At 47.1% G+C, this 21567-nt stretch carries 15 protein-coding genes and 2 pseudogenes; 1 reads left to right on the forward strand and 16 read right to left on the reverse strand.

Translation table 11 applies throughout. The features are described from left to right. Positions 1-17: 17 nt before the first annotated feature. The 14 genes and pseudogenes from M4D81_RS15980 to M4D81_RS16045 all read right to left on the reverse strand — a co-directional run bounded on the left by M4D81_RS15980 (position 18) and on the right by M4D81_RS16045 (position 18383). A complete protein-coding gene (locus M4D81_RS15980) occupies positions 18-1598 on the reverse strand; it encodes a response regulator transcription factor (protein ID WP_260067256.1) in 1581 nt (526 codons plus the stop codon). Then, on the reverse strand, positions 1582-3381 hold the full coding sequence (locus M4D81_RS15985) for a cache domain-containing sensor histidine kinase (RefSeq protein WP_260067257.1): 1800 nt from the start codon (positions 3379-3381) through the stop codon (positions 1582-1584). The genes M4D81_RS15980 and M4D81_RS15985 overlap by 17 nt, the downstream gene beginning before the upstream one ends. A 47-nt stretch (positions 3382-3428) precedes the next feature. Beyond that, positions 3429-4259, reverse strand: a complete 831-nt coding sequence (locus M4D81_RS15990) for a carbohydrate ABC transporter permease (protein ID WP_009592052.1) — start codon at positions 4257-4259, stop codon at positions 3429-3431. A 16-nt stretch (positions 4260-4275) separates the two neighbouring features. Next, entirely contained in the window at positions 4276-5148 is an 873-nt protein-coding gene (locus M4D81_RS15995; RefSeq protein ID WP_260067258.1) for a carbohydrate ABC transporter permease, read from the reverse strand. A gap of 94 nt (positions 5149-5242) precedes the next feature. Further along, positions 5243-6538: an extracellular solute-binding protein gene (locus M4D81_RS16000; RefSeq protein ID WP_260067259.1), complete on the reverse strand. Its 1296-nt coding sequence runs from the start codon at positions 6536-6538 to the stop codon at positions 5243-5245. A 296-nt stretch (positions 6539-6834) separates the two neighbouring features. Then, positions 6835-7851: a glycoside hydrolase family 130 protein gene (locus M4D81_RS16005; protein WP_260067260.1), complete on the reverse strand. Its 1017-nt coding sequence runs from the start codon at positions 7849-7851 to the stop codon at positions 6835-6837. A 277-nt stretch (positions 7852-8128) separates the two neighbouring features. Continuing rightward, positions 8129-9628: a malate:quinone oxidoreductase gene (locus M4D81_RS16010; protein ID WP_260067261.1), complete on the reverse strand. Its 1500-nt coding sequence runs from the start codon at positions 9626-9628 to the stop codon at positions 8129-8131. Positions 9629-10057: 429 nt separating this feature from the next. Further along, a complete protein-coding gene (locus tag M4D81_RS16015; RefSeq protein ID WP_260067262.1) occupies positions 10058-11020 on the reverse strand; it encodes an ABC transporter substrate-binding protein in 963 nt (320 codons plus the stop codon). Between the two features lie 69 nt (positions 11021-11089). Next, on the reverse strand, positions 11090-12712 hold the full coding sequence (locus tag M4D81_RS16020) for a helix-turn-helix domain-containing protein (RefSeq protein ID WP_071220944.1): 1623 nt from the start codon (positions 12710-12712) through the stop codon (positions 11090-11092). Positions 12713-12960: 248 nt separating this feature from the next. Continuing rightward, positions 12961-13451 (reverse strand): annotated as a pseudogene (gene tnpA / locus M4D81_RS16025) (IS200/IS605 family transposase). A 173-nt stretch (positions 13452-13624) separates the two neighbouring features. Then, entirely contained in the window at positions 13625-14251 is a 627-nt protein-coding gene (locus tag M4D81_RS16030; RefSeq protein ID WP_260067263.1) for a spore coat protein, read from the reverse strand. Between the two features lie 166 nt (positions 14252-14417). Next, positions 14418-15512: a GerAB/ArcD/ProY family transporter gene (locus M4D81_RS16035; protein WP_260067264.1), complete on the reverse strand. Its 1095-nt coding sequence runs from the start codon at positions 15510-15512 to the stop codon at positions 14418-14420. After that, a complete protein-coding gene (locus M4D81_RS16040) occupies positions 15460-16785 on the reverse strand; it encodes a Ger(x)C family spore germination protein (RefSeq protein ID WP_260067265.1) in 1326 nt (441 codons plus the stop codon). Before M4D81_RS16040 ends, M4D81_RS16035 begins: the two co-directional genes overlap by 53 nt. A 23-nt stretch (positions 16786-16808) precedes the next feature. Then, a complete protein-coding gene (locus tag M4D81_RS16045) occupies positions 16809-18383 on the reverse strand; it encodes a spore germination protein (protein ID WP_260067266.1) in 1575 nt (524 codons plus the stop codon). Positions 18384-18519: 136 nt separating this feature from the next. Between M4D81_RS16045 and M4D81_RS16050 the strand changes: the two genes are divergently transcribed. Further along, positions 18520-19908 carry an amino acid permease gene (locus M4D81_RS16050; RefSeq protein ID WP_260067267.1) on the forward strand — a complete coding sequence of 463 codons (1389 nt, stop codon included), beginning with the start codon at positions 18520-18522 and terminating at the stop codon, positions 19906-19908. Here M4D81_RS16050 and M4D81_RS34955 read toward each other — a convergent pair. Together M4D81_RS34955 and M4D81_RS16065 are read right to left on the reverse strand one after the other, a co-directional pair. Further along, positions 19852-20650: pseudogene (locus tag M4D81_RS34955) on the reverse strand (aspartate--ammonia ligase). The gene M4D81_RS16050 and the pseudogene M4D81_RS34955 overlap by 57 nt on opposite strands. 170 nt (positions 20651-20820) lie before the next feature. Further along, the gene (locus M4D81_RS16065; RefSeq protein WP_260067269.1) at positions 20821-21456 is read right to left on the reverse strand and encodes a LysE family transporter; all 636 of its coding nucleotides are present in this window, start codon (positions 21454-21456) and stop codon (positions 20821-20823) included. Between the last annotated feature and the right edge of the window lie 111 nt (positions 21457-21567).

Below are 21567 nucleotides of genomic sequence, written 5' to 3' on the forward strand. Positions count from 1 at the left end.
CAATCTGGTCAGTATGTTTATTCTTTGATATTCAAGACCCGATATTTCTTGGGTGTCATCCCCGTGTACAGTTTGAAGACGGATACAAAATACTTGTATTCTTTATACCCGACGCGATCTGCAATCTCAAACACCTTGTCCTGCGTTGTCAACAGCAGATTTCTCGCCTCGTTAATGCGCAGTTCGTTCATGTATTCGCTGAAGCTTTTTCCCGTGCTTTGTTTGAAAATATTGCTGAAATAGCTCGGCGTGATTTTCAAATATGCGGCCACTTCCGATGCTTTCAGATCACTAAGATAATGTTCCGCCATATACTTCTTGGCCTTCTCAATGATCCAGAACGATCGGTCGATCCCAACCTTGTCGATGAGCTGCAGAAGGTCAAACACTTCCGTGGATATCGCCTGCCGGATCGCATTGGCATGATTGTATACATCCAGATCGAACGTCCTTTCCAGGCCATGCTCAAGCTGGGTCAGCCCGCTTTGCCGAAGGCGCTGCCGCAGCATGATGGACAGTTCATCACAGACCTTCACCATATCCGTCAATAGATAGCGCTGATCGCGGAAAAATTGGAACATGCCGCCCACCAGCTCTTCCAGCATTTCAGCATCCTGCTTGAATAACGCCACGGACAGCTTCGAGACCATGTCCGAACTGTCAAAATCGCGCAGCACCCGGCCGTTATCCACTTTCGTCTTATAGGCGGAATCCAGTAAAGGGCAGTTATCCAAAGCATGATAAGGCAGCAGGTTTCGAACTTCCGAACACATGGCTGCGGTTTCGCCCAAAGACGTGTAGGCATCCGATACCGCGCAATACATGCGGCGATGCTCTTTCGGCCAAGAATCCAGCATATTTTGCAGGACTTCATCCCACTGCCCTTTCAATAGCGGTTGATCCGTCATCAGCAGGGTCATCAGCAAATTTTTATGCACGAATACGGATACGTGACGGACTCCGCGTGATTCCAGGTTATCACGTATCGTATGCAGCCACAATTGCTGAAGTATCGCAAAATCCTGTTCGGTCACGGAAGCCGCGATGTTCGAGAACTTCTCCAGCTGCGTGGCTATGAGCTTATACTCGGCACTGGTTAGTAGATATGGAGGCACAGGTCTAGCTATTGAGGTTTCGTACGGCGCGGCCATTTCGGCGAGCCAAAGCTCGGCGTCCCTGACTGAACCATCAAGACGGGTATCCTTCCGGCGAACGTCTTCCACGATTCCCGCCACGACCGCCACCAATTCTTCAATATCGACGGGTTTCAATAAGTAATCGGTTACATCAAGCTTGATGGCTTGGCGTGCATACTCGAATTCCTCATAACCGCTGATCATGATGACCCGAATCTGGGGGTGGCAGCGCTTCAGCTCCTTAGTAAGCTGAAGACCGTCCATTCCCTCCATCCGGATGTCCGTCAGAACCAAATCAATCTCTTGTTCTTGGACCACCTGCAGCGCTCCACTGCCGTCATAGGCTTCCGCAACGACTTCAACGCCATGATCCGCCCAATCAATCGTATAGCGCAGGCCTTGACAGATCACGGGTTCATCATCAACGATGAGCATTTTTACTGTCTTATCGTGTTGCATCATGCGATTCACCACCGTAGGTTTCAGAATGTGGGAGCTTGAGGCGAATCAAGGTACCTTGCGTTGAAGCCTCGATTACATCCAGACCGTAGCGTTCTCCGAAAAATAGGTACAGACGTTCATGAATGTTGCAGAGCGCGCCTCGATTGTGACCGGTCTGAACCTCGGTACGGAGAGACTCCCGGACCTCCTCTAAGGTAACATCGTCCATTCCGCGGCCGTTATCCTGCACGTCGATCCACATTTCATCCTCACGCTTGTATGCTTTGACCGTTATTTTCGCTACTGGCTCCCCTCGATCGATGCCATGCTTGAGGAAATTCTCAACCAATGGCTGTATGGTAGCCTTCAATGTTAGCGTATTTGCCAGATCATATTCCATGTAAAGCGCGTATTTCAGTTTTGGACCCAGCCGCCTCTGCTGCAAATACAGATAAGAGCGCACAAATTCCATTTCCTTTGCCAGGCTGGTCTCGTACTGGCCATTGTTCAGGCTGGAACGCAGGAACCGAGACAGGATTTCGATGAGCTGACTGGATTCGCTCGCCTTCTCCAGCCTGGCGGTCCAACGGATCATATCGAGCGTGTTATAGAGAAAATGCGGATCCATCTGCTCCTGAAGCAGACGCAGCTCCGATTCGCGCTCACGCAGTTCCAGCTTGTATTTATGCTCGATCAATTCTTGAATCGTGGATACCATATCGTTAAACCTGCGGTTCAATTCGGAAATCTCGTCCTTGGAACGAATAGGAACCCTGGCGGAGAAATCGCCGAGTTTTACCCGATTGGTCTCAATCTTCAAGCGCAGGATCGGTCTGATAATCGTATAGTGGAAGCCGATCAAGGCCGATAAACCCAACAGGAGAATCCCACCGAGAATGACCTGCATCAATATGGTTACGCCGCGTAGATCCTGATCCAGCGCAGCCTTGGGCACCATGGAAACGATATTCCAGTCGGTATTTTCCATCCGTTGATGAAAGGTCAAATATTCATCACCGTCGTGACGGTAAGTAGAAGTGCCCATCGACCCTGCGGTTACAATATCCTTAAACGCTGCCTCATCGCCGATATTCAAGGGAAACCTGTCTTTGGAGGGCAGAACAGGCCGTCCATCGGAATCCACGATGAATACCATCCCTTCGTCCCGCGTTAACCCCCGTTGAAGCTGTTTGAATATACTGGCTTCATCCATACGTATCACGAGCCGGGCAAGCGGCAGCGTGATCTCGTCGTAGGAGTTCAGTACACGGAACAAGGACACGAGGCTTACTTCTCCATACCAACCGCTGGTTGAAGGATAGGCACTGCTCCACACGATCCCGCCTTTGTGCTCGTCCGCGAGCCGGTTCCATGATTCTTCGTTGCCGTGAATCGGCTCGCCCATCTGGATGGAGTTTCCATTAAAGCCGGTGATGGATATCGATTTGATATAATTTTTGGACATTAACTGAAACGTCAGGAAACCTTCGAGATTTTGCTTCAACCGCTCCGCTCTCTCACTCTCCGGCGGTGGATCCAGCCGCAAATATTGACGCATGTCATTGCTCAGTATCAAATAATCGGCAATATCCTCAATCATGGTCGTTTGCTCTTCCAGTTGACTCGTTACAATCTCCAGACTGCGCTGGCTTGATTGGATAAATTGGCCCCGCAGCACTTCGTTCAGCTTGTCTTGGGCAAGGACGCCGACCCCAAGCGTAGGCAAAATGACAAAAAAGAGGAAAATGACCAGTGCTTTCTGTTTCAGACCATAATTCCCGATCCAGCCAAAACTGCTGCGCATGTCCATTCCCTCTTTCGATGTCCTCATGATGTAGAATTGAAACCTGTTTAACCTTTAACTGCTCCTGCCGTCATGCCGTTAACCAGTTGTTTTTGCAGCAGCAGGTAGAAAATGATGATCGGTATAAGCGCGATCGTCAGTGCCGCCATTTGCAGCGTCAGACTAGCCGTCTCGATGCCGACAAAGTTGGCGAGTCCGAGCGGCAATGTTTTCAGCGACGATGAACTGATCAAGACGAGCGCAAACAAATACTCGTTCCAATTATAGATAAAGTTCAGAATCACGACAGTTGAAATGGCAGGACGCGTGATCGGTAAAATGATCGACCAGAAAATTTTGAATACGCCCGCGCCGTCCATGACGCCTGATTCTTCGAGATCCTTCGGAAATCCTCTCATGAAGCCTTCCAGAATAAAGATCGTCAATGACAAATGGAAGGCCGTGTAAGGTAGAATCAACGATAAATGCGTATCCAGCAAATGCAGGTTCCGCATGATCAGAAAGATCGGAATCAAGGTCGCGTGGATCGGAACGACCATGCCCAGCAAAAATATCGCGTAAGTCGCTCCGCGCAGCTTAAAATTGAACCTTGCCAAGAAGTACGCCGCAAGCGATCCGAGAAGGACCGTCACGACCAACGATACCACGGTTACGATGATACTGTTGAGAAAGTAGGTATCCATATTCGCAACTTCCCACGCTTTTGCGTAATTGGAGAATTGCAGTTCGGTTGGTATGGAGAACGGGTTCGCCGCATATTCCTGTTCGGTTTTGAAAGAATCTACGATCATCCAAAAGAAAGGGATTATATTAATAATAGCGAATATCCCCAAAAATGTGTATGCCGATAAATGGAACCATTTCGTTTGTCTGTACATCTCCTCCCTCTCCCTTCTATTCTTTTTCTCTAGCAATTCGATTCACAATTGTAATAACGATAAGGCTAAACAGAAGAATCAATACGGATACCGCGCTGCCGTAGCCGAACCTCATATTCATAAATGAGTTGTTATACATATAGACGGTCATAACCTCTGTCGCATGGGCCGGTCCTCCGCCGGTCATGATCTGGATCAGATCAAACACACGGAACGAATTGCTGATGCTGTAGACAACGGAGACGAGCAATGTCCCCCGGATCATCGGAATGGTAATGCGCATGATCCGGCTTAATCCGGTCGCCCCGTCAAGGGCTGCCGCCTCATTGACTTCATCGGGGATGTTCTGCAAAGCTGCCAATAGAATAATCATATACAGTCCGCAGTTTTGCCATATATAAGCGATGCTGATCGAGATCATGGACCAAAACGGATCGCCTAGCCAATTCTGCTGCCAGCTCTCGAGTCCCAATACACCAAGCAGATTGTTCAGCATCCCGTATTCCGTGTTGTACACCATGCCCCAGATCAGGGACACCATGACCGATGAGATGACCACGGGCAGGAAGCCGATCGTCCGGAAGAAACTGGAGCCATTAAGCCCTCGATTCAGCAGCAAGGCCAGCAGGAGACCAAGCGGGATCTGTCCCGCGATCCCTGTAAACATAATGATGACGTTGTTTTTAACGGACAGCCAAAAAATATCGTCCTTGAAAATATCAACAAAATTGTCCAGCCCGATAAACCGCATAGGTGTGATCCCATCCCAGTTCATCAAGGAATAATAAACCGATAAACCAATGGGAAAGATGGCAATGCATATATATATAATGAGTGCTGGCGCCAAGCCCAAGAAAATAGCCCATTTTGTATGCTTAAGCGTATGCATTGGCGTAACTCCTTTCTTTCTGTCTTTAATAAGAAAAACCCGCTACCGGGTTTTTCTTTGTACCATCATGATCTTGACTTAGGGAAGTGCGCCCTTACTTCATGTTGTCGAACGCTTCCTGAACCTCTTGAGCGAGCTCCTCCGGCGTTCCTCTGCCAATCGTCAGAGCCTGCAATCCGTTCTGCATGACATCAGTAACTTGGGTCGGAATCACGCTGTCGAATACCGGCGCCGTTCCCTTGTTGGTCAACTCCAGCATTTCCTTGAGATACGGGCTCGCATCTTCAGGAATTTCAACGTTGGCCGGTACGACAACGCCTTTACTGATCAGATCTTTGTACAGGTCCTCATTGACAAAAAATTTAATGAATTCCTCGGCAGCCGCCTTCTTTTCATCGCTCAATCCTTTTTTGATGGAAATGCCGTACTGAACGACGCCCGCGCTTTTCACCGGATCGCCGGAGCCGCCCGGAACGCTTGGGAATAGCGCAATGCCAAATTTATCCCCTTCCTCGTTGTTGATCCGGATTCTTCCGTCAACGGTGGAAGAAGAGATATGCATCGCTGCTTTACCTTGTATGAAGTAGTCCTGGCCTTGCACGGAATCCATGTTGTTCGCATCGGTATTGAATGCCCCCAGCTTGGCGAGTTCGTCAATGACGGCAATCGCTTTCACATATTCGGGATCGGTAAATTTGGCTTCCTTATTCAGAATTTTCTGCAAGAAATCACTGCCTACATAGCGGTCACCGATAATCGACAAGAAGGACGATTGAAGAGGCCATTTCTCTTTGTTGCCCAGGGAGATCGGCGTAATGCCGGCTTCCTTCAGCTTTTTCACCGCATCAATGAATTCGTCGTAGGTAGCCGGAAATTGGTCATAACCGACTCCGGCGAACATTTCCTTGTTGTAGTAAATAATATCCACGAAGGTTTGTTTGGTCGGCACGGCAAATTGACTGTCGTTCTGGTTGAACCCGGCCAATGCGTCCTCCGGCAATATATCCTTCCAGTTGTCCATCAGGCCATCCAGCGGCATCAGCAGATCCCCGGCTACCAAAGGAGCCAGATCGGCACCAGGCCATACGACATTGATATCCGACAGGTTGTTGGCGGCAGCCAGCGTGCGCAGCTTCGTTTTATACTCGGTTGCCGCTACCCCGTCCTGCTTGATGATGATGTTGGGATGCTGTTTTTCAAACTCGGCGATCCGTTCCTTATACACCTCGTTATCCACGTTCGGCGAGGTCCATGGATGCATGATGTTCAAGGTAACCTTTTCCGGCTCGGCAGCGTCTTTCTCTCCAGACCCGCAGGCTACGGTTGACATGAGCAGCAGCGCGGCTGTTCCGGTGAGCAGCAGCGTTCTAAGCTTCTTAGGCGTTTTCATGTGATATACCCCTCTCTATATATTACATATCATGTTCTTATATTTAACAATATAAGATATATTAATTATACAATCGGGTTCTCGATCCCAATATCCATAAAAAAAACGATTTCATCTAATTTTTTTAAGTCATTTTAAATAGCGATAACTTATAAAAAGCATATTTTCATTTTTAACGTTAATTTTAGTAACATAAACTTCACAAATTTTCAAATGAATGGTATCGCTTACAAATTAGGTTCTAGAGGAAGCGCGACAGAGAAACCAACTACTCTGCCACGCCCTCACTCCTCTCGTTATTGCGGTTCGTCCAAAATATAATCTACCAACTCATCCAGAGGAACCGTAGCGAGCGCAATCGCCGTATCCGTCACACCATAATAGATATAGAGGAGCCCGTCCTTGACCACATTGCCTGTCGGGAATACGACATTCGGAATCTGATAGCCGAACTTCTCATAATACGTCTCCGGCTCCATAATGAAGCGGCGGGTTCTGGCGATGATTTTTTCCGGATTTTCCAAATCCAGCAGCAAGGCCCCTACACGATACACCGTATCTTGGTCCACGCCATGATAGAGCACCAGCCATCCTTTGTCTGTCCGCACCGGAGGCGTGGAGCCGCCGATTTTTTTAAACTCCCAATCGTTGTTCTCGGCCTTTGCCAGCAGCTTGGGCTCTTCCCAATGCACCAAGTCTTCGGAGTAGCTGATCCACATGGCTGCTTTTTCGGTTCCGTATTCCTCCCCGACGTATTCTTCCGGTCTGCGAAGCAGCACATACTTGCCGTTGATTTTCTCTGGAAACAGAATGTTGTCGCGATCATTGATATCCAGCGGCGTTGTATCGCACAGGTACTCCCATTGAATGAGATCCTTGGAAGTCAATATCCCGGAACGCGTCAGCCAGTGGCCTTCCTCTTCGCCCCAACCGTCCGGATACTCGGGAATCGAACGTTCAGGGATGCCGGCTCCCGTCGGGTAATAGTTCATGGCACATGGCCGTAAGGCATAGTTCAAATAAAAGGTATCGTCGATCTTGACGATCCGCGGGTCCTGGATACTGCCGTAGGGGAATCCCAGCTGATCCGGCGTTACGACGGGCTCGTCCAGCACATGAGTGAAATGCACGCCGTCCGCACTCTCCAGGAGACCCAGGTAGTTTTTGCAGGGAGTCAGGGAGCCTGCCGTCCGTTCTATCATATAGAATTTTCCGTTATCGATAATGACGGCCGGATTGAATACCGTCACCTTTCTCCAATCGTAAAGTCCAGGCACTACGATCGGATTCTCCGGATGCCGGGTAATTTTCATGGGTAAGCCTCCTATGATCGTTATGTAAGTGTTATCAATTCTTGATTTCATTATAAGAGGCTTGGCCCATTCATAATATCCTGCAAACTTTCAATATTATCCGAAATATTGATATCTGTGATACTCGGCTGTTAAATAACGTAAAAAAGCGGTTCAATGAATGAACCGCTTCGATCTTTGGCCATATGCCGATACGTATATGGGATGTTCCTTATTTATGCGTTATCCAGAAAAAGCGCGATGTGACTTTTAATTGCCGCTTTCTACCTGTCTACTATTAGCTATGCACCAGTACTTTTAAGCTTAGACCTAGCGCTTGCGCAGTTGATTCTTGAATTTCTTCGAATACGACCGGGTTTTTCGCAAGAGACATGCCGTATGAAGGAATCATTTCCTTAATTTTCGGCTCCCATTCTTCCATATGCTGCGGGAAGCACTTCTCTAATACCTCGAGCATGACGTGAACAGCTGTCGAAGCGCCTGGGGAAGCACCGAGCAAGGCAGCGACCGAGCCATCCGCGGCACTAACCACTTCAGTACCAAATTGAAGCGTTCCTTTACCCTTCGGTGTATCCTTAATCACCTGTACACGTTGGCCCGCCACGACGATTTCCCAATCCTCGCTTTTGGCGTTCGGAATAAACTCGCGTAATTCTTCCATGCGCTTTTCATTCGATAGCACCACTTGCTGGATTAGGTATCGCGTCAATGCCATTTCTTTTACGCCAGCCGCCAGCATGGTGAACAGATTGTTCGGTTTGACGGATGTGATCAAATCAAAATTCGACCCCGTTTTTAAGAACTTCGGCGAGAAGCCGGCAAACGGACCGAAGAGCAATGCCTTTTGGTTGTCAATATATCTTGTGTCCAAGTGGGGAACCGACATCGGTGGAGCGCCAACCTTAGCTTTTCCGTATACTTTGGCATGATGCTGCGCTACCACTTCCGGGTTCTTGCATACCATGAATAATCCGCTTACCGGGAATCCTCCAATATGTTTGGACTCGGGGATACCGGTTTTTTGCAATAAATGCAGACTTCCGCCCCCGCCGCCGATAAAGATGAACTTCGCCGTATGATATTCGGTTTTACCGTGCTCGATATCATGGACTTTCACTTTCCACGAACCATCTTGTGTACGTTTAATATCCTTGACGCTATGCTTGTAGTTTATTTCGACGTCTTTGCTCTTCAAGTGGTCGAACAGCATGCGCGTTAAAGCGCCAAAGTTAATGTCCGTCCCGGAGTCGATTTTGGTTGCCGCTAACGGCTCATTCGATGTACGCCCTTCCATAATAAGCGGAATCCATTCCTTCAGCTGATCCGGATCCTCGGAATATTCCATTCCTTGAAAGAGCGGGTTGTTTGACAGCGCTTCAAAACGTTTTTTCAAAAAAGTCACGTCTTTTTCGCCTTGCACTAAACTCATATGAGGAATAGACATGATAAAGTCCTGCGGATTGCGAATCAGATTGCTGCTTACCAGATAAGACCAGAACTGTCTTGAAACCTGAAACTGTTCGTTAATATTGATCGCTTTGCTGATGTCTATAGATCCGTCTGGTTTTTCGGATGTATAGTTAAGCTCGCACAATGCGGAATGGCCGGTCCCCGCATTATTCCATTCATTGGAGCTTTCTTCCCCCGCGCTTGCGAGTTTCTCAAACACTTTGATCTCCCATTCAGGCACTAACTCTTTCAATAAGGCTCCCAATGTTGCGCTCATGACGCCGGCACCGATTAAGATTACGTCTGTTTTTTTCTCCATGTTGCTCATTATAAACCTTCCTTATCCCATATATTTGAAAAAAGAATAGACATCCCTGCTAAAAACGTCATTAAAAAGCAAGGCGTCCTCTGAAAACACACGTTTTCTGTGTCAATTATCACCATATTATAGTCTATTATAAATATTGATAGATTAAAATACCTACTATTATCTAATCATTATAAACGATTTAAAGTTGTTAACAAAGTGAGAAGATCCTCCACAATACCCAAACACCCTGGAAACCAAGTATAAACTTAGGATCATGCTATTGATTAAGTCCTTTTTTACCACTAAAAAAAGCCGCGAAAATCGCGACTTCTTAAGTCTATCTGTCCCTGGATCTCCGAGACTTTATCGACTGCATCTGGCCGGCATTTCGAGAACCTTTCGCAAAGGAATTAGTATGTATATCATACTGACACTTTGTCGCTAGAGCTACCTCCCGTTGCAAAGCAGCAGCTTCGTCTGGATCTCCAATTGCTTCTCAAGGGAGATGAGATCGCCTGCCGAGAACTGATTGATATCCAACGTGTAGATGCGATTGTTTTTGTAAGCCGGAAGGGATTTCCAGATGGCACTCTCCAAAATCTCCTTGGCACGATCCCCGCCTCCGTCCGCATCGTAAACCGTCACGAACATATAATCCGCGGCCATCTCCGGCAGTGATTCCAAGGAAATGTCCAAACCGGCTCCACCGTTTACGATCTGCTCTTTCACGGCTTCTGGCGGCTGATAGCCGAGACCCGAATACAGATTGCGAGTGCCGCGCCCAAAGCTCTCACCTACAACCCAGAAATTTTTCGCCCAAATCTCATAGACGCCAACCGTTTCTCCTTCCTTCACGACTCCGTCCAGCTTCGCCTTGGCCTCAGCAAGCTTCTCCTCATAGTGCCGAATCGCTTCCTCCGCTTCCTCCGATTTCCCGAGGAATTCTCCGAATTCACGCAGCTCGGCATACAGCTCCTTTGCTCCCCAGGGAATCACAATCGTCGGTGCGATTTTGGCGAATTGCTCATAGTTCTTATCGGAAGGTCTAATAATGAGATCGGGATCAAGCGATACGATTTTCTCAAGCGCCGCCTGATCGTCACCGATATCCTCGATGCCATCGGTCAGATCCTGCAAAAAATATTGATTCAGGCTGGCCGTACCGGCGCCGACTGGCTTAACGCCCAAGGTTAGCAGATGGCCAAGATATTGCGTCGCGACAATTCGCTTCGGATCCTTCGGAATCTCGATCTCGCCCATGACCGTTTCATATTTACGTGTTGCCCCTGTTTGCGGGTCGCCATTGGCCTTAACAATTTCACTTTGCTGCTGTGTGTCTCCACAGGCGCCCAGCACAATGACCATACTTCCGATCAGAGACAACATCAATCCTTTAAGCAACAACCACATCTTTTTGCCCTCCATCATGTTGATAATGATTATCATTATTACCATGATAACGGCAAGGGTTGCACGGGTCTATTGCGTTCCGTAAGCGGTTCTATGGACATTTGTTAGAAGCTCGGTGAGTATGGACAATTGCTGCTCCAAAGCAAGCGGATCATTATATTTAAATAGCTCCAGATCGAGAAAGAACACATTCCCGTTTCGAACGGCAGGCAAGCATCTCCATTCCTTGCTGTTCATGACACGTTCTGCATATCCTGCACCTCCACCACCTTCCCAGATGGTTACAAACATATAATCTGCGGCATACGCTGCCAGCATGTCCGGCGTTAACTCCAAGCCGACTCCCTCACCTAATACGTGTTCTGCAAGCGGTCCTGGTGGCCGAAACGAGAAAGTCTGGTATAAATTGCGCAGTCCTCTGCCATACGCCATATTAACCGCCCACAGCCGATCCGCCCAAAACTCATACACGGCAGCCGTAGCATGTGGACTGATCAGTTTAGCTACTTGAGCAGCAGCTAGCTCCTCCTTCGCTCGAAATCCATCCATCCAGTTCTTCGCTTCGCGTTCGCGGTTAAGTGCTCTGCCTAATCGTAACAGTTCGTCGAGCGGGTCTTCCTGTCCCCAAGGAAGTGAAATGGTTGGAGCAAGCTGGGATAAGGGCTCGCTGTTCGGTCCGGACGTGACGATCAGATCGGGCTGCAACGATGATATCGTCTGGAGCGATCGGGCATCTCCTACGTCCGCTGCATTCCCCAGCTTTCCGACATAGGGACGGGCACGCAGCAGATTGGTCGAGGTTCCTGCAGGGGTAAGTCCAAGTGCCAGCAAATGGCCGACGTATTGCAGGGCCACAATACGCTTCGGACGCTGGATATAATCGCGAGGAGAGTAACCGAAATACTGCTTGAATTTCCGACTTAAGTATAGACCGTCCTGGTAGCCGATTTCCCGCGCGATTCGATCGAGATTACGATCGTCGCCGCTAAGCAATTCCTCCCTGGCTTTCTCCAGGCGAAGCCGCGTCAGATACTCCGTGAAGCCGGATCCCGTTGCTCTTTTGAACGATACAGAGAAGTGTTCCGGCGTTAGTCCTACCCTTTTGGCCATGTCGTTACGCGTTATCGCCTCGGCGAAATGCTTCTCCATATAATCCACCGCAAGTCTCATGCGCTCCAGCCAATCCTCTTCCCGCTCCTCATCATCGGTTGACTGCAGCAGCGTACCCAACAGTTGTTTAAATACCGCATCTATGCGAAGGTTTGTTGCAAGTCTCCCGCTGCTGACTCCGGGTAATTGCTTGAATTGGTATAGTTCTTGAACCAGAACAAGTGCCTCGTGAGTAGCGGTGACGGGAAGCTTACCGGTGTCCATCAGTGCAGAGATTCGCCTGCCGTATACGATTCGGCTTGGTGTCCGCTCCTTGATCTCCCATACATCGTATTGCAATTCATAAAGCTCGAGGGGAACCGACGAGTTTGGCGTCCGGCGTATGTCGGCAATCGTCCCCGGCGGACAATAACAAATCGCCTTCGCTTTCAATCGATGCCTAACTCCATTCAAATACAAATCACCTGAACCTTTACTTACCAATAACATGGTATGTGTTTCCATGTATCCACCGGCAGCCTCTTCGGTATGACCAAGCTTGATATAGTGTACTCCAAACAGCGAATATTGCGTTTCTTCCATGCTGACGGCCACCCCTTCAGACTGTAACATTGTTTTATCCTATTATAATCTGGATGATAATCATTCTCAATTAATATTCAGCCGCTGAGGTTATGTATCGCTTTACCTTTTAGAAGAATTAATCAAAACCACCCGTGTGAACGGGTGGTTTGCTCTGCGGCTGAAAGCCTTTGTTACTGGCCAGCCCTAAAGGGCATTGAATCGTTCGCCAACCGCACTACTTTTTCGGCTACCCCTTAAGGGGCCTTCTAGTTCTTCTTCTTTCGTTTGCTTCCTGTTTCTTCTCCTGTGAATGGATCTATATACTCTTCCAGCGTCATTTGCTCTGCAACCACGTCTTCTTGTAACTGATTTCGTATATACTCTTCAATCACTTTCTTGTTCCTTCCTACCGTGTCCACATAAAACCCCTTACACCAGAATTTTCGATTCCCATACTTATATTTTAAATTTGCATGGCGATCAAATATCATTAAGCTACTCTTCCCTTTTAAATACCCTATAAATGATGACACACTTATTTTCGGCGGTATACTTACCAGCATGTGTATATGATCTTTACATGCCTCTGCTTCTATAATTTCTACACGCCTTTTCTTTCACACAATTGTCTTAGTATTTTTCCTATATCTCTTTTCAATTTCCCATAGATCACTTGTCTTCTGTACTTTGGTGCAAACACTATGTGATACTTACAATTCCATTTTGTATGTGCTAAACTGTTCACATCAGATGCCATCTGATCTCCTCCTCGTGTTTTAAATTTGGTTGGCGAACCGAATTTATCTTAACACTTCGGAGGATTTTTTTTATACAACGCTTAAGCTATCCTGAACCATACGCATAGCGTATGGTTTTCTTTTTACAAAAAAAAAAAAAGCGCCCTGTCCATACGGACAAAGCGCTTGGTTATTAATGAGGGGGCATATTGCCAGGCATTGGGGCTGTGCCGTAACTATTCTGCATGTACTGCATATCTTGCTGAGGCAGCTGCGGTACTTGGTAGTATCCATGCTTATTCTGATATAGCGAAATTTCATAAGCCATTTCGATGCAGTTAGGAAGAGAATCGGCAAGCACGCGGCGTACGACCGGATTCGTAGATTCCATGGCTGCATTGGTTTTCATCGTAGCACCCGATTTGACTGCGTTCAACATGCTGAGCGCGATGGTTTCATCGTTGATCTCGGCTGTGGACTGCATCGGTTTTTTCGGCTGGCCTGGTTTCATGCCGTAAATAAAGTCATTACCTTGCTTCATTTTATAGCTTTGCGTCGGCTTTGAAGGATCTTGTCCTGTTTTAAAACACTCTAAGGTGATGTTATACTCATCAGCCATAAATTGCTTCTGGCGCTGCAGGATATCCCGAAGCTCCGGATCCTGCACATGTCCGCTCAGCATGGTATACGTGTTCATCGTATTGATAGCCCCTGCCAATACTTCGTGGACATCAAACATCTCATGTCCGCCGTGGTTCAATTGTGGAGGAATCATACCGGTCTCCATGTTTTGATGATTTTGTGGTTGTTCGAATTGCATTCTCGTACCTCCTATTATGGTTTGCTTACATGTCAATCAAGTAATTTCAACAAGGTGGTAGCTGGATAACGGCTTCTTTTCTGCAGTTCAGGTTTATTGTGAATTAAACAAGCCGAAAGTATTCAGGGTATTTTTAGCGAACACAAGTATTGTTGTGCTGAAACTTTCATTGATGTTGTTTTTCCATCTTTTTTCTGATCCATATCGTAAGGAGAAGCATCGAAGGCAGCGCCACCTGGAAGATGGGTGTTACATATGTCACGACAAACTTAATCCCAAGCCATATATGATGAGGGTAATTTGGGGACAAGAATGCCAACATATATAAGCATACTCCTAAGAAAACAGTACATATCTTATAGGGGATTCCTGTGAGTTTAGTGAGGCCGATTACGGCACCCATAGAAAAAGCAGTCATTTTCGCGCCCAGTCCCAGAAATAGTATAAGAACGAATAAAACGTCGATGCGCTCAAAGACATCTGCAATTTCGATCAGCTGAACCACCTGCAGCAAAGGAAGCGTACTACTGGCAGCAAGTGTCGGCCCTAAGACCAAAATATTGACTTGGTTGATCAATATTAAACAAATCGCCGTAATGATATATGTGATTATCACGCCTCTCCGCAACCTTCCCTTCTTATGCACCAAAGGAAAAAACACCAGGAACAGGAGCGTTTGTCCAAACGGAAATGACACCAGCTCCGGTATGGCTGCAGAGAATACTGGTTTAAAACCATTCTCTAAAACCGGCAGCATCATCTCTGTTTTAATAAGTCCTGTCGTTAACAGCAGGGAATATATGGTGAGATAACTCAAAATAATAATGGGAAGCAGGCCAGCGCTGACCAAAAAGACAACACGAGGCCCATACATCACCGTACTTGTTATGACAACAATGGCGATCAGCATGATAAATCCCAGCGGTGTCCGGTTTAACAAAGTCAACACCGTTAGTTCACCTAAATCCCTTAGATTACGAGAGGCTTCATAGGTGAAATAAGCGGCAAAGGCAAAACTTGCTACAAAACCGATGACTTTACCGAAATATCGTTTGCATAAATCATACAGATCAAGATCAGGATCTGTGCGGTGTATCATCAGATATATACAGAGTAGGAGCAGTCCAACGCAGGCGGCTAGGGCCATGGCTAGCCAAGCATCCCGCTTGGCTTCAGCTCCCAAGAAAAACAAGGTTGTGCTTCCAACCTCAAAAAGAGCCAGATAACATACTAACTCGGTAACTCGAATGGATTGGTTCATAAGCAGCTTTCCCTTTCTGTGCCCTTACCAATGAAAAGAGCAAAGGCCTACTAAGAGCTCCCGTCTCTCTGAAAGACGTTTGTGACATTCCTGTTTGACTGATCGTTGCATCCACCTCTAGTACAAGTTGGAGAGATTGCATCTCCTCTTCTTCCCAACGGTCCTTTAACTTTTGCCAATCTTTCGGATATTTACGATGGATCTTGTCGGCAAAATGTGGCAAATCGACTTTCAGTCTTTTGGCGGCTTCCCATCCTTGTTCCATATAGTCCTTAATTACCTTCTCAATTTCCTTCTGCGCCGCATGAAGTATAGGCAAGCTGGTTAAGTTACTATGACAATGAGACTCCGATATTGTACCTTTGACTTTAACAGAAACTCGCATTTGATAACCGTTTGCCGTTTTATGAGGTGTGACTTTGGTTTTTGCAGAGGCCGATTGGAATGAAAATTGTTCTTTTTCTGTATTCGATTCTGGACAAGGAATGGATAACGTACTAATGCTCACTTTATCAGTTAACCAAGATATTCCGAAGCTTTCACTACGCGTTAACGTTCCGATTCTCCGGTCTTTATCAAATACGGATAATCCCGTAATTTTAAGCTTTCCGCGGGTAGAGGTTTTATGTAATTGATCCACGGAATCCACTTTAGCCTCCGGCCCACCCACTAATTCAATCTGGGGAACACCGGCTGCTTGTGACTCCGAATCCAAACTAATAGCCAGCTCATACATTTTCGTGGATGGGTAATTGCCATTAAATTGATCCGTTTTTTCCAGTATATTAGCGATGGCTGCACCCGGTAATCGTTCAGTCGGTACAAGTTGCTTTAGCAGCTCACTTGCCTGCCCGTTCGTAACCAGGACATTGACGGTCTCACGCATATAGGTGTTTCTCCAATAGAAATCCATGATTTCGCTAATCCCCTTTTCCGTTGCCTGCTGGCCAAGCACAAGGATATCCGTATGCGGAAAATATAGACGTCTGGCTGATTCCGTATAACTGACATCAATCGCTTCCCGAAGCGTTGGGCCCGTTGAGGAAAACACATGGATTGGAGCCTCCGAGCCGCCAGCCTTGCCAGCACCCCCAGCACCTGATGAAATCGCCGATGGGTTAATTAATTGATAAGAAACGATCCACCGATCCCCTGACCGGTCTATGCCGATCGCTGAGATGAGGCCGATCTCGTTTAACTCGGTTTGATTCCAGCAGCCTGTCATTGAAAACATCATAACGAGCAAAAGTGTTATTTGAGCGAAAATGCGCATATTTCACCTCTAGTTAATCAAATTCACTTCGTCTGATCCTTTCTCGTACCCTTAGAACGTGGATTCTCGTTCTGCCTGACTAGATTACGTTGACTGATCTCCTTAGGCCTGGTCTTAAGCAATGGCCATGGTAGACGGACAAACAGATCCTTCATTTCAGAGAAGCGGAGCGGAGTCATAGGCGACAGATAGGGAACCCCAAACGAAGTCAGGGACACCAAATGAACATAAAGAGGCACGATGCCAGCCAAAATACCGAACAAGCCAAGCGTCCCTGCCAGCAGCATCAAGACAAAACGAATTAATCGAATGGCTGCTGCCATGCTAAAAGCCGGGATCGCAAAATTCGCAATAGCCGTAAAGGAAACTACGATCACCATCGCACCGGACACAAGGCCCGCCTGAACGGCAGCCTGTCCCAATACGAGCGCCCCCACAATCGAAATGGCAGGTCCAATGACCCTTGGCATCCGAACCCCCGCTTCACGAATGATCTCGAACGTTAATTCCATCATGAAGGCTTCAACCAGCGCGGGCAGTGGAGTGCCTTCCCTTTGCGCTGCCAAACTAATGAGAAGTGGAGTCGGAATCATCTCCTGATTAAACGTCGAGAAGGCAATATATAAGGAGGGAAGCAGCAGGGATACCACAAATGAAACAAAGCGAATGGCCCGTAAAAATGTGGTCAAGTCATACCGTTGATAGTAGTCTTCACTAGAATGGAGGAACTTAAAAAAAGTAACAGGGGCAATCAGTACAAAGGGTGAACCATCAATCAAAATGGCAACTTGTCCTTCCAAAAGGCTTCCAGCCACTGCGTCAGGGCGTTCTGTGTTAATCATCGTTGGAAAAGGTGTCACGGAAGCGTCTTGGATAAATTCTTCGATATATCCGCTTTCCAGCACGCTATCCGTATCAATGGAATGTAAACGTGACATAATCTCTGATACAACCTGCGGATCCGCAATACCCTCAATATGAGCTGTAGTCACTCTGGTATTGGTATATTTGCCGATAACCATCGTTTGAACCCGCAAATCCGGTGTTCGAAGCCTTCTTCGGATAAGGGATAGATTGGTCGAAATATCTTCAGTGAAGCCATCTTTAGGTCCTCGAATCACGGTCTGTGAACTCGGCTCAACAATCGATCGCTTCTCCAGACCTGCAACAGATGCTGAATAAGCGACATCCAAGCCATCAATTAAGATAACGGCTTTACCTTCTAATACCGCCGGGATTAAGGCATGAACGGATCGCAGCTGAGTTACCTGCCTTGCCGGCAATACTTTTTTCAGCAATGCATCCATATCAGGCGTTCCAGCGGTATCCACTGTAACGGTTAACCAAGCTTCCATGATTCCGTTAAGCTGATCCAGATCAACTAGTCCCTCTATGTAGCACACCGCAATTTCCGGTATACCGTCGCGACCCGGTACTATTCTGACAATAAAATCAGAGCTATTCCCCAGTTTCTGCTCCAATATTTGAATGGAGTCTTGAAGTAACGGGGTTATCGGATGTGGTGTATCCGTTGTTTTCTTTGTTCTGTTCTTTGGAATGCTTCGTTTCAGCGCATTTATCAGTAATCGACTTAACATAACACTCACTCCCCACCAATCTATAGCTATTATGGGGACTTACATAATAATTATTCCAATAATGGTTAATCTGCTCAAACCAGATGCATACTCCGCACGGTACATGAACAACTTAACCATAGAGGAGGTATATGCTATGGATTCACCTGGGTGTGCAGGACCGAACGATTCCGCATCGTCGGATCAAAAGAGCAGCAAAGGCAGCTTAAAGTGGTGGCAGCTCTCACTGCTTGGCATCGGCTGTACGATTGGTACGGGGTATTTTCTAGGTTCCGGCATTGGCATTAAGCTGACGGGACCTTCCATGGTTGTATCATTCCTTATCGCTGCTATAGGAACCTATATTGTCTTTCATTTTCTGGCCAAAATGACGACGGCGGATCCTCAAGAGGGATCCTTTTGTTATTATGCGGGAAAAGCGTTTGGGCGGTGGGCACGTTTCGGAAGCGCATGGAATTACTGGAGCACGAAAATTCTAATCATGGGCAGTCAGCTGACGGCTCTGTCCATCCTGACCAAGTTTTGGTTCCCTGATATTCCGCTATGGATATTCGCAGCCATCTATGCCGTATTATCGATTGCCGTCGTTCTGCTGGGTACGAAAGGCTTCGATAAGGTGGAAAATATATTGGCCGTCATAAAAACAGCGGCGATTCTCATGTTTATTCTTCTCTCAACTGCAGCGCTTATGGGCTGGATTCGCGGGGGCAGCGATGGTAGACCCGGATTTCCCGATTCGGTTGGACAAGTGTTCCCTGGCGGATTTCCCGCATTCTGGTCCTCGCTCTTATATGCTTTCTATGCCTATGGGGGTGTCGAAACCATTGGTTTGATGTCCATGCAGCTCAAAAACAAAAAGGATGCTCCCAAGTCAGGAAAAGTCATGCTCATCGGACTGACCGTGATCTACATGATATCCATCGGGCTTGCTGTCTTCATGGTTTCCTACAAACTCTTGAGTGAGAAAGAAAGCCCGTTCGTTACGGCGCTATCCAGCTATCCGCTAACTTTCTTTCCCCATGTATTCAATGGAGCGATCATTATGGCCGGATTCTCGACGATGAGCGCTTCATTGTTTGCCGTAGTGAATTTGCTTGTGACGATGGCTAAGGACGGCGATGCACCAAGTATTTTTACGAAGAAGCTGGAAAAGTTCCGGAAGCTGCCGCTCCCTTCCTTGGTTCTTGCCGCGGTCGGTTTATCGGCTTCAATCGTCACGGCACTCCTTTTGCCCGGAAAAATATACGAATACATTACAACGGCTGCCGGCATATTGCAGAAGTATAATTGGTCGTTCATTATCATTTCGGCTTACAAAATTCTAAAGGTCAGAATGTGGGATGTGATTCTGGGTGGATTCGGCATCATCCTCCTGCTCGGTGCCGTAACCGGAACCATCATGGAGAAGAGCATTCGGCCCGGTTTTTTTGTCAGCTTGATCTTGGCTGCGCTTGTGGCTATCGTGACGCTAATTATGGTCAAGATATGGAATAAGATGCAGACCAACACCATCCCTAATGAATAAAGAAAGGATATCTTCATTGTAAGATATCCTTTCTTTTTGCTCCACCGCACAATTCAATACCGGATACCACAAAACAATATCCCCGATTAACGTCCAGTCATCATAATCCGGCGAGCGGCCGTCATGCACCTGACCGGACTTCATCGTTCCGCCTATTTGCATAATGAATACGGCGCCATGTATCCTGACAATTTCATTTTCCCTTTCCTTCGGCGTTAAACTAGGAAAGCGATCTTCCAACTCCTGCGTCGTGATGAAAAAAATTCGCTCCGGGAGGATCGGCTTCAAGAAGGGATGGAGTTCATAAAGGTACTCTTCCGTGGATTTGATCACATCATATATCCTTACAACTTCATGTTCTAAGGTGGCGAGACTACATGTCTTCGCATATGACTTTTTCCCAATCCCACTGGTCGACGTATATGGAATGCAGATTATCCATGTTTTCATCCCGCCTGACGGCTTTCATATCGGTGTATAAACCTTCCCCACTCGTAAAGCCGTATTGGGCAAGAGCCGACCGTTTCCACTTTGCAAGGGATTGCACAATTTCGACCCGGCCTTCCTTCATATCCATCACATCAAAAGATACGGTCCGTTTGTCGTTAATGCCTGTACCCACTTTTACCATAACGGGTGAGGAGACTTCGGTTAAGCGGAGTGCCTTCTCAAGCCCGGTCTTAAAATACGATTTGGTTTTTTGTATGGCGATAGCGCCGTTTCCATCCTGTCTAGCCTGGATTTGTAACGCTCAGGAATCACGATAGATCTTAGCAAGTCGTTTTTCTCCCCTTCACAACGTATTAAAATGTAAACTTCTGCCTAATTGACTGAGAACAGTTTATGTTTACCTTCCAATACTGTCGCTTTGTCCCATGTATATTGAACGGAATTGGGTAGAAGACCACTTGGTTATCCTGTTAACGCAAGAATGCCCTGAATACCAAAGTACACACCGAAACCGATCAGTGATATTCCCGATATGACCGAAATCGCAGTCAGCATGTTCTCATTGAGGAAGCGACGAAGTCCTGTCGTTAAACCGGCAACGCATAGATCCCAAAGGGTTAAGCCCAAAAAGATCATGCTGCTATACAACAGCAAATGGCTCGTCCCGAACGTTGAGGCCGTCTTGGCCAGGATGGAGCCATAAATCCCCAGCCAAAACAGGATGGATAAAGGACTCGTGATGGACATGAAAAAACCGAGCAGAAAACAGCTTAACAACGAATCCTTTTTTCTTGCCGCCGAGCTGATTTTCAATTTATTCACTTTCGTTATGCTTTCAACCCCGCTGTAAATTAACACGAATCCGCCAAAGAGCCACAAAAAGATCTGAACGATCGGAAAATTAAGAAATTGAACGAGACCTAAATAAATGAACAACATAAAAGCTGCGTCTGCCAGCATTGATCCAGCTCCGACTACCCAAGCATGCCAAAACCCGTTCTTAATGCCTTTATCAAGCCTGGCCGAATTCACGGGCCCAATCGGAGCAGCCAATGTTAATCCCAGAATAATGTAGCTAATTAACAAATTCACGTTCAATCGCATTCACTCCCGCCTACGAATACCAAGCTTGTACATTTTATGTGAAAAAAGCGGTTGGATATGACTTCTAATCCTAAAACCAAGAAAAAAACCGCCTATCAAAGACGG

Source organism: Paenibacillus sp. p3-SID867, from assembly GCF_025142895.1.
Taxonomy (GTDB): domain Bacteria; phylum Bacillota; class Bacilli; order Paenibacillales; family Paenibacillaceae; genus Paenibacillus_AQ.

Bases quoted from the DNA above. Each gene is read 5' to 3' on its own strand.
- M4D81_RS15980 (WP_260067256.1), bottom strand. From the start codon at position 1,598: ATGATGCAACACGATAAGACAGTAAAAATGCTCATCGTTGATGATGAA.
- M4D81_RS15985 (WP_260067257.1), bottom strand. From the start codon at position 3,381: ATGCGCAGCAGTTTTGGCTGGATCGGGAATTATGGTCTGAAACAGAAA.
- M4D81_RS15990 (WP_009592052.1), bottom strand. From the start codon at position 4,259: ATGTACAGACAAACGAAATGGTTCCATTTATCGGCATACACATTTTTG.
- M4D81_RS15995 (WP_260067258.1), bottom strand. From the start codon at position 5,148: ATGCATACGCTTAAGCATACAAAATGGGCTATTTTCTTGGGCTTGGCG.
- M4D81_RS16000 (WP_260067259.1), bottom strand. From the start codon at position 6,538: ATGAAAACGCCTAAGAAGCTTAGAACGCTGCTGCTCACCGGAACAGCC.
- M4D81_RS16005 (WP_260067260.1), bottom strand. From the start codon at position 7,851: ATGAAAATTACCCGGCATCCGGAGAATCCGATCGTAGTGCCTGGACTT.
- M4D81_RS16010 (WP_260067261.1), bottom strand. From the start codon at position 9,628: ATGAGCAACATGGAGAAAAAAACAGACGTAATCTTAATCGGTGCCGGC.
- M4D81_RS16015 (WP_260067262.1), bottom strand. From the start codon at position 11,020: ATGTGGTTGTTGCTTAAAGGATTGATGTTGTCTCTGATCGGAAGTATG.
- M4D81_RS16020 (WP_071220944.1), bottom strand. From the start codon at position 12,712: ATGGAAGAAACGCAATATTCGCTGTTTGGAGTACACTATATCAAGCTT.
- M4D81_RS16030 (WP_260067263.1), bottom strand. From the start codon at position 14,251: ATGCAATTCGAACAACCACAAAATCATCAAAACATGGAGACCGGTATG.
- M4D81_RS16035 (WP_260067264.1), bottom strand. From the start codon at position 15,512: ATGAACCAATCCATTCGAGTTACCGAGTTAGTATGTTATCTGGCTCTT.
- M4D81_RS16040 (WP_260067265.1), bottom strand. From the start codon at position 16,785: ATGCGCATTTTCGCTCAAATAACACTTTTGCTCGTTATGATGTTTTCA.
- M4D81_RS16045 (WP_260067266.1), bottom strand. From the start codon at position 18,383: ATGTTAAGTCGATTACTGATAAATGCGCTGAAACGAAGCATTCCAAAG.
- M4D81_RS16050 (WP_260067267.1), top strand. From the start codon at position 18,520: ATGGATTCACCTGGGTGTGCAGGACCGAACGATTCCGCATCGTCGGAT.